The organism is Rhizobacter sp. P3_C12, assembly GCF_056402735.1.
This window is the reverse complement of sequence record NZ_JBFUGW010000270.1, coordinates 1-8,199: the sequence shown is the minus strand read 5'-3', so window position 1 is coordinate 8,199 and position 8,199 is coordinate 1. Positions and strand designations below refer to the sequence as shown.

At 69.7% G+C, this 8,199-nt stretch carries 7 protein-coding genes and 1 pseudogene; 4 read left to right on the top strand and 4 right to left on the bottom strand.

What is annotated here, in order from left to right; translation table 11 throughout:
- From AC1DXV_RS27910 to AC1DXV_RS27895, 4 genes and pseudogenes are all read right to left on the bottom strand, one after another.
- Nucleotides 1-1,588: pseudogene (locus AC1DXV_RS27910) on the bottom strand (hypothetical protein); the annotation flags it as partial.
- Between the two features lie 295 nt (nt 1,589-1,883).
- Nucleotides 1,884-2,525: a glutathione S-transferase family protein gene (locus AC1DXV_RS27905; protein ID WP_477864900.1), complete on the bottom strand. Its 642-nt coding sequence runs from the start codon at nt 2,523-2,525 to the stop codon at nt 1,884-1,886.
- A gap of 62 nt (nt 2,526-2,587) precedes the next feature.
- On the bottom strand, nt 2,588-3,298 hold the full coding sequence (locus tag AC1DXV_RS27900; protein WP_477936641.1) for a helix-turn-helix transcriptional regulator: 711 nt from the start codon (nt 3,296-3,298) through the stop codon (nt 2,588-2,590).
- Between the two features lie 12 nt (nt 3,299-3,310).
- Nucleotides 3,311-3,694, bottom strand: a complete 384-nt coding sequence (locus AC1DXV_RS27895; protein WP_477936639.1) for a VOC family protein — start codon at nt 3,692-3,694, stop codon at nt 3,311-3,313.
- A gap of 104 nt (nt 3,695-3,798) precedes the next feature.
- Between AC1DXV_RS27895 and AC1DXV_RS27890 the strand changes: the two genes are divergently transcribed.
- The 4 genes from AC1DXV_RS27890 to AC1DXV_RS27875 form a co-directional block, all read left to right on the top strand.
- A complete protein-coding gene (locus AC1DXV_RS27890; protein WP_477936637.1) occupies nt 3,799-5,118 on the top strand; it encodes an Nramp family divalent metal transporter in 1,320 nt (439 codons plus the stop codon).
- Nucleotides 5,119-5,418: 300 nt separating this feature from the next.
- On the top strand, nt 5,419-7,224 hold the full coding sequence (locus AC1DXV_RS27885; protein ID WP_477870148.1) for a carbamoyltransferase family protein: 1,806 nt from the start codon (nt 5,419-5,421) through the stop codon (nt 7,222-7,224).
- 23 nt (nt 7,225-7,247) lie between these two features.
- Nucleotides 7,248-7,430 (top strand): DUF5989 family protein, encoded by a 183-nt coding sequence (locus AC1DXV_RS27880; RefSeq protein WP_047508213.1) that lies wholly within the window; start codon nt 7,248-7,250, stop codon nt 7,428-7,430.
- A 17-nt stretch (nt 7,431-7,447) separates the two neighbouring features.
- The coding region (locus tag AC1DXV_RS27875) for a hypothetical protein (RefSeq protein ID WP_477936635.1) at nt 7,448-8,199 on the top strand (752 nt) is incomplete at its 3' end.

Below are 8,199 nucleotides of genomic sequence, written 5' to 3'. Positions count from 1 at the left end.
TCGGCCAGGTCTGCGTCGCTTGCCGGCCGTTGGCGTCATAGCTCAGCGCACTCGCAAAGCTCGGCCCGTTGGCGATGCTCGTGCGGGTGTTGATCAGCCTACCCAGGCTGTCGTACACCCACTGCCGGCTGAGGTCTGTGTTGGCAGTCGTCGCGCACAGCTTGCCGATGCCCATCGCGCAGCTGTCGTAGGTCCACGTGCTGCGGTACTCCGGCTCGATGCGCAGCGTCATTCGCCCGAGTTCGTCGTACTTCATCGTCGTCGAGCCGCCGCGCTGCTTCTGCAACGGGTTCTGCTGCCACACCACCTGGCCCAGTGCGTCGTGGMGGTACTCGATCACCCCGGCGTCCGGGTCGGTCAGCTTCAGCTTGTTGCCGCGCACGTCGTAGGCGATCTGCACGGTGTTCTGCAGCGCGTCCTTCGTCGCCACCAGGTTGCCGAACGCGTCGTGCTGGTGGACGAGTTGGGCGCCCTGTGCATCGGTGATGCGGATCGGGTGGCCCTCCACATTGCGTTCCTCGCGCCGTGTGTGGCCCTGGTCGTCGGTGGTGGTGGTCACCAGCGCGCCGTAGGCCACGCTGGACACCCGCGCCCGGCTAGCGCCGTGGCTGCCGAAGCTCACGCCCGGCTGGCTGCCGTGGCTGTCGGCGGTGTAGACCCGGACCGGGCGGCCCAGCGCGTCGTACTCGGTGCGCGTGAGCCCTACGTCGCCACCGCCTGCGCTCGTGGATGACCCGCTGTCCAGGAAGTACGRCTGCGTCTGCACCAGCACCTGGCCCAGGTCGCCGTACTCGGTGTCGGTGGCGATCAGGCGGTTCGTGCCACCGGGTTGTGTCGGACCATCGAAGGCTTCGGTGACATGGCGCAGCAGCCGGCCTGCGCGGTCCAGGTACTTGCGAGTGAACGAGCCGTTCTTGACGCCTTCCGTGCCACTCGCGTCGCGTGGCTCCACGTGCGTGAACTCCAGCGCATCTGCCGGGATCTCGGCTGCACTCGGGCTCGGGCAACTGGGGCTGTTGCTCGAGGTGTCGCCGGCCGGGTTCACGCGACCCGCAATGAGGCAGTAGGCTGTGATCACCCGCATGCCGTCGGGACGGGTCTCGCGCGTCGTGCGCCCCAGATCGTCGACCTCCCAGTGCGTGGTCAGCCCGTTCGCATCTGTCTTGCTCAGCACCGTGCCGAAGCGCGGGTCCACTGTCTGCGTCTCGAGCTGCTGAAGCGCATTCCTGCGCTCGCTCGGTAGCGTGCCGGCGGGCACCTTGATGCTCTGCCCGCCGATCGTCACCGTCTGCGCGCCGAAGGTTGTCGTGCTCGTGCGCGGCGTGAAGAGCGCCTCGCCCGTCGCCCCCGCGCAGTTGGCTTGGCGCGTGCCGGTGCGGTTGCCSCGCGCGTCGTAGCTGTACGTCGTCACGACGCACAGCTGCGGGTTGCCGGGCTCGACCGTCTCCGTCTCCACGAGACCGTCGGGACGGTAGGTGTAGCTCGTCGTGCGCGAGTAGTTGAACGGGTCGGCCGGAGGCTGGACCGGCGACTGCGCTACCGCGGAGGCCGCGCAGGCCAGCAGCCACACGGCGACGATGAAGTTCAAGACCGTCCGAGACACGGCAACGCCGCGCCTCACCACGGCAACATGGTGCGATGAATGCAAGGGCTTCTCCCTCAGGGGATCAACGGATCGATGGGCGGGGCGGACCTGCGGGTCCGCATGCACTGCCCGCTTTTGTGAGCGGGTCTGGCTTGGCGCGCATCAGTCGATATCAATCGATGCCGTTGCCGTGGGGGCGAACGTTAACCAGCACTCCACTGCGAGTCAACGGGCTGGGGACATCCGTCCTCATCAACCTGAAGGAGGAGCGCGCGCTGCATTCAGCGGCGCCCGGCCTTCAGACCAGCGGCGGCTGCAGCCCCTCGCTCGCGTACATCCGCTGCACCGCCGGCCGCCCCAGCACGCGCTGCACGTAGGCGCCGAGTGCCGGCAGGCTGCGCGCTGGCCGGTGGAAGTTGCGCGTCCAGCGGCACAGCATCAGCGCATACGGGTCGAGCGCGCTGTACGCATCGCCCAGCAGCCACGGCTTGCCGTGCGATGCCAGCTCGGCCTCCAGGATGTCGATGGCCGCGCCGACACGCGCCTCGGCACAGTCCTTCACCTGCGACACCACCTCGGCATCGCGCACATAGCGGTCCGGGTAGAAGTATGAGATCAGTGCCGGCTGCAGCGTGTTGGTCAGCCACATCAGCCACTTGTAGAAATGCGCCCGCTGCGGCGTGCCGAGCGCCGGCGCCAGGCCGGCCTGCGGGTGCGTGTCGGCCAGGTGCAGGCAGATCGCCGCGCCCTCGTACATCACCAGGTCGCCGTCGACCATCACCGGGATCAGCCCGTTCGGGTTCATCTTCAGGTACTCGGGCGAGCGCAACGCGCCCTTCTCTCTCTCGACGCGCACCAGTTCGAACGGGATGCCGAGCTCTTCGAGCAGCATGTGCGGCGCCATGCTGGCGTTGCCGGGGAAGTAATACAGCTGAATCATGGGCAGGGTGGGGTGTAGGGGTCCGCCATCTTAGAGGGCGGCCCACGCGGCCCTGCCGCCGCTCAGGCCGCGTTCGCGTTGCGATGCGCCTCGGCCGCCGCTTCGTTGTGCCGGAACAGGTCGGCCAGCGTCTTGCCGGGCTCGTCGCGGAACGCGGTGTCAGTGACGATCAGCTCGCGGATGCGGTCGACGCGGAAGCTGCGAAAGCTCTCGCGCGTCTCGCACCAGGCGGCCAGCGTCCACACCGCGCCCCAGTAGAAGCAGCCGAGCGKGCGCACGGTGCGCTCGGTGCTGACCTCCTTCAGGTCGACATACTGCAACTCGACGCGGCGCCGCGATTCGGCGGCCAGCCGCAGCAGCTCCAGGTGCGAGCGCGCCCGCGGATCGAACTCGAAGGTGGGCGCGTACAGCGCCAGGCTCTCGGCGGCCGCGCGCGCCGCGCTGGGCAGCACCGACAGGATCTTCGACAAGGCCGCGTCGGCGCGCGCCGCCAGCGCCGCATCGATGCGCGGCTGCGCGATGCGCACCGCCGCCACCAGCGCCTGTGCCTCCTCGCCGGTGAACATCAGCGGCGGCAGGTCGAAGCCGGCGCGCATGCGGTAGCCGACACCGGCCTCGCCCTCGATCGGCACGCCCTGCAGCTGCAGATCGGCCACGTCGCGGTACACCGTGCGCGCCGACACCTCGAGCCGCTCGGCGATGAACTCGGCCGTGGTCAGGCGCCGCCCGCGAACGAGCTGCACGAGTTGGAACAGGCGGTCGGCACGGCGCATGGTGGACGGATGCTAAGCCAACGCGTGCAGGCCGATGCGGTTGCCTTCGCTGTCGGCGATGTGGGCGAAGCAGCCCATCTCGCCCGGCAGCGTCACCTTGGGCGTGGTGATCGCGCCGCCGGCGGCCTGCACGCGCTCGAGCACCGCATCGAGCGAGGGCTGCGCATTCAGGTAGACGATGGTGCCCTGCCGCGATGGCGGCGCGACGCTGTCGCCGGCGATCAGGCAGCCGCCGACACCCGGCTCGTCGTAGCCGAACACCGCGAGCGTCACGTCGCCCATCGGCTCGCGGCGCAACGTGGTGGCGAACAGCTTCTCGTAGAAGGCCTGGGCGCGGTCGAGGTCGGTGACCGGGATCTCGAACCAGTTGAGGGCGCTGCGGATGGGGTCGGTCATGGCGGTCTCCGGGGGTGGGCGGGTTGCGTGGCTTGGAACGGAGCCGCGATGCTGCGCGGCGGCTGCTGACAACGTGTTGTCAGCAGCCGGCAGAATGCGATTCCATGTTTTCATTGCCGCGCACCGCCACCGCCCCGTTCTGCCCGTCCGAAGTGCGCGGCAGCATCGCGATCCCCGCGCAGGCGCCGCTGTGGCGCAAGCTGCTGCGCGTCGCCGGCCCGGGGCTGCTGGTGTCGGTCGGCTACATGGACCCCGGCAACTGGGCGACCGACATCGAGGCCGGCTCGCGCTACGGCTACGCGCTGCTGTGCGTGGTGCTGCTGTCGAGCCTCGCGGCGATGCTGCTGCAGACGCTCTCGCTGCGCCTCGGCCTGGTCGCCCGCAAGGACCTCGCGCGCGCCTGCCGCGACCACTACCCGAAAGCAACCAGCCGCGTGCTGTGGATCCTGGCCGAGCTCGCGATCATCGCGTGCGACGTGGCCGAGGTGCTGGGCAGTGCGCTCGCGCTGCACCTGCTGTTCGGCGTGTCGCTGGTCACCGGCATCGTGATCACCGCGTTCGACACGCTGGTCGTGCTCGGGCTCAGGGGCCAGGGCTTCCGGCAGGTCGAGGCGATCGTGCTCGGGCTGATCGTCACGATCGGCGCCTGCTACGCGGTCGAGCTCGCGCTGGTCGGGCCCGACTGGCGCGCCGTCGCCCAGGGCTTCGTTCCGCGCCTGTCGGCCGTCGAGAACCCGCAGGCGCTGTACCTCGCGATCGGCATCCTCGGCGCCACCGTGATGCCGCACAACCTGTACCTGCATTCGTCGATCGTGCAGACGCGCCACGTCGCCGGCGACGATGCCAGCCAGCGCGAGGCGATCGGGCTGTCGACGCTGGACACCGTGGTCTCGCTGTCGCTCGCGCTGCTGGTGAACGCGGCCATCCTGACGCTCGCGGCCGCGGCCTTCCACGGCAGCGGGCACACCGAGGTCACCGAGATCCAGGATGCGTACCACCTGCTCGATCCGCTGGTCGGCGGCGTGTTCGCCTCGGTGCTGTTCGGCGTCGCGCTGCTGGCGGCCGGGCAGAGCTCCACCTTCACCGGCACCATCGCCGGGCAGGTGCTGATGGAAGGCTTCCTCGACCTGAAGATCCCGTGCTGGCAGCGCCGCCTGATCACGCGCGGCCTCGCGCTGCTGCCGGCGCTGGGCGGCGTGCTGTGGCTGGGCGACGCGGGTGTCGGCAAGCTGCTGGTGGCGAGCCAGGTGGTGCTGAGCTTCCAGCTGCCGTTCGCGATCTGGCCGCTGATCCGCTTCACCAGCGACCGCGCATTGATGGGATCGTTCGCGAACGGGCCGTGGCTGAAGACCGGTGCGTGGACGCTGTTCGTGCTGATCAGCGCAGCCAACCTGTGGCTCGTGTCGGCGGTGTGGCGTCCCTGAAGAAAAGGGTTGCAGCATCCGGAGCGCTTCGTTATTCTGCGTCGGCCGAGTGACCCCACTCGGTCGCTCGACACCCTCCCTCGCCTGAGCCCACCGGCTCACTGAAGTCCGCGAATTTCCGCTGAGGCACGTCCACCACGTGCCGGCGGTACGGCTGTACGCGATCGCCCGCCTCGAGCGGCCGCGCGCTTCTCATTGCAGTTCGCCGTTGCAGTCCCCCCGTTGTTCCGTTGTCGCAGTCCCCGCAGTCCCCGCAGTTCCGTTGCAGTTCGTCCGCTGTCAGCCGTTCGAGGATGACCCATGAACATTGTCGGTCTGTCGTATGACTTCCATGATGGCGCCGCCTGCGTGGTGCGCGATGGCGTGCTGGTCAGCATGGCCTCCGAGGAGCGCTACACGCTGCACAAGCACGACAGCAGCTACCCGGCGCTGTCGCTGGCGGCGCAGCTGCGCGAGCAGGGCCTGGCGCTCGACGAGGTCGACGAGGTCGTGTTCTACGAGCAGCCCGGCCCGAAGTACTCGCGCGTGCTGACCAACGGCTTCGCGCGCTTTCCGCGCGGGCTGCGCGATTTCGTCTCGGCCAACCGCAGCTGGTTGCGCGACAAGCTCTGGACGCGCGCCGCGCTGAGCTCGCGCTTCGGCGTCCCGCCGTCGCGCATCCACCTCGCGGCGCACCACCATTCGCACGTCGCGCAGGCCTTCTACGCCTCCCCGTTCGACGAGGCCGCGGTGCTGGTGCTCGACGGTATCGGCGAGTGGGATTGCACGACGCTCGCACATGCAAGTCGCGATGCGAGCCAGGGCCTCAAGATCCTCGAACAGTACGAGTACCCGCACTCGATCGGCCTCGTCTATGCCGCCTTCACCGCCTACCTCGGCTTCAAGCCGAATTCCGGCGAGGCGAGCACGATGGCGCTGGCTGCGTTCGGCAAGCCGCGCTTCGCCGAGGCGATGCGGCGCGTGATGCGCAGCGAGCCCGACGGCAGCTACGTGATCGAGGTGTCGCACTTCAATTTCGACGGCGACGCGTCCACGCTGTTCGCCGCGCCGCTGATCGCCGCCTTCGGCCCGCCGCGCGATTTCCGCCAGCCGTATGCCTTCGACTCGCTGGCCGACGGCCCGCAGCAGGTGCCCGACGACGACCAGCGCTGCGCCGACATCGCCGCCAGCCTGCAGCATGTGCTGGCCGAGGTGCTGCTCGGGCTCGCGTCGCGCCTGTCGCGCCAGACCGGCTCGCGCAACCTGTGCTTCGCCGGCGGCGTCGCACTGAACTGCCTGGCCAACACCGAGCTGATCGAGCGCAGCGCGTTCGAGCACTTCTTCGTGCCGCCGGACCCGGGCGATGGCGGCGCGGCCTTCGGCGCGGCGATGCTGCGTGCCGCACAGCATGGCCCGGTGCAGCCGATCCGCCACCCGTACCTCGGCTCGTCGCATGCGCAGCACGATCTCGAGCCGCTGATCGAGGCCGATCCCTCGTTCAGCTTCCTGCTCGGCCACCAGGCGCTGGGCGCGCTGCAGGCCGCCGGCATCGGCAGCACCCGCCATGCCGACGACGACAGCCTGCTCGACGAGGTGAGCCAGGCGCTGGCCGACGGCGCGATCGTCGCGTGGGTACAGGGCCGCTTCGAGGTCGGCCCGCGGGCGCTCGGCAACCGCTCGCTGCTGGTGCACCCCGGCAAGCTCGACACGGTGCGCCGCATGAGCCGCACCGTGAAATCGCACACCCACTTCCGGCCGTATGCGCTGTCGATCGCCGCCGAACAGGCCGAGCAGGTGCTCGACACCCGCTGGGCCGCCGAGCCGGTGATGAAGTGGATGCAGACCATCTGGCCGGTGCGCGAGGCCTACCGCACGCAGCTGCGCGGCGCGATCCACGCCGACGGCACGACGCGCCCGCAGGTCTGCACGCGCGACGACAACCCGCGCTACTGGGCGCTGCTGAACCGCTTCGGCCGGCACAGCGGCGTGGCCGCGCTGCTCAACACCTCGCTGAACGAGCGCTCGCTGCCGATGGTCGGCCACCCGCGCATGGCGCTCGCGATGTTCGCCCGCACCGGCATCGACATGCTGGTGATCGACGACCTGGTGCTGCGCAAGCGCTACTGAGCTCACCTTCACAGGAGAACCCCATGAAGATCGTCTGGATGATCCAAAGCATCTCCGCGTCGCTGCGCGACATGGTGGGCGCGCTCGCGCAGCGGCGCCAGCGCTGGCTGCTGATCCTGCTGCCGGTGCTGCTGGTGATCTCGGTGCTGCTGGCGATCGTGTCGTCGTCCGGCGCGCTGGCACCGTTCCTGTACCCGCTGTTCTGAGTGCCTGAGGCACCGCGATGACCATCCCCCGCGATCCGGCACCCGTGGCACCCGCCAGCGGCCTGCGCCGTGCCGCCGGCACCGTGCTCGAATGCCTGATCGTGCTGGCGGTGGTCGCGCTGCTGCTCGAAGGCATGAGCCGCATCGTGCACCTGAACAAGCGCCCGGCGATCCCTGCCGTCAGCGACCCCGACGGCGCGCTGCGCATGCCGGCCGGCTTCGACGCGACGATCCAGCTCGCCGGCCGCGAGCCGTTCGCGCTGTGCACCGATGCGCAGGGCCTGCGCGTGGCCGACTGCAGCGCGGCCACGCTCGCGGCCGAGACCGACGTGCTGGTGGTCGGCGATTCGCAGGCGCTCGGCTGGGGCTTCGATTTCGGCCAGACCTTCGGCGCGCTGGTCGCGGCAGAACTGCCCGGCCGCCGGGCCGGCGGCGCGCGCCTGATGGCCGCGGCCGCCACCGATGTCGAATCGCTGCAGTCGTGGGCCAGCGATTACCGCCACCACGGCCACCACGGCCAGGTCAGCGGCGACCAGCAGGCCGCCGCGCCGCTGCTCAACATCGTCTCGCTGAACCTCGGCAACGACCTCGACGAGATGTTCTTCTCGCGCAGCAGCGTGACGATCCCGCGCTTTCGCGCCGCGCGCGAATGGCTGGCGGTGCACAGCACCGTGATGGCCGATTTCACGATCGCGAAGAACGCGCTGTTCAATGCCGAATGGCAATCGCCGCCGGGCGCCAACCCGGTGCTGTTCGCGCTCGACGATGC

Bases quoted from the DNA above. Each gene is read 5' to 3' on its own strand.
- AC1DXV_RS27905 (WP_477864900.1), bottom strand. From the start codon at position 2,525: ATGATTCAGCTGTATTACTTCCCCGGCAACGCCAGCATGGCGCCGCAC.
- AC1DXV_RS27895 (WP_477936639.1), bottom strand. From the start codon at position 3,694: ATGACCGACCCCATCCGCAGCGCCCTCAACTGGTTCGAGATCCCGGTC.
- AC1DXV_RS27890 (WP_477936637.1), top strand. From the start codon at position 3,799: ATGTTTTCATTGCCGCGCACCGCCACCGCCCCGTTCTGCCCGTCCGAA.
- AC1DXV_RS27885 (WP_477870148.1), top strand. From the start codon at position 5,419: ATGAACATTGTCGGTCTGTCGTATGACTTCCATGATGGCGCCGCCTGC.
- AC1DXV_RS27880 (WP_047508213.1), top strand. From the start codon at position 7,248: ATGAAGATCGTCTGGATGATCCAAAGCATCTCCGCGTCGCTGCGCGAC.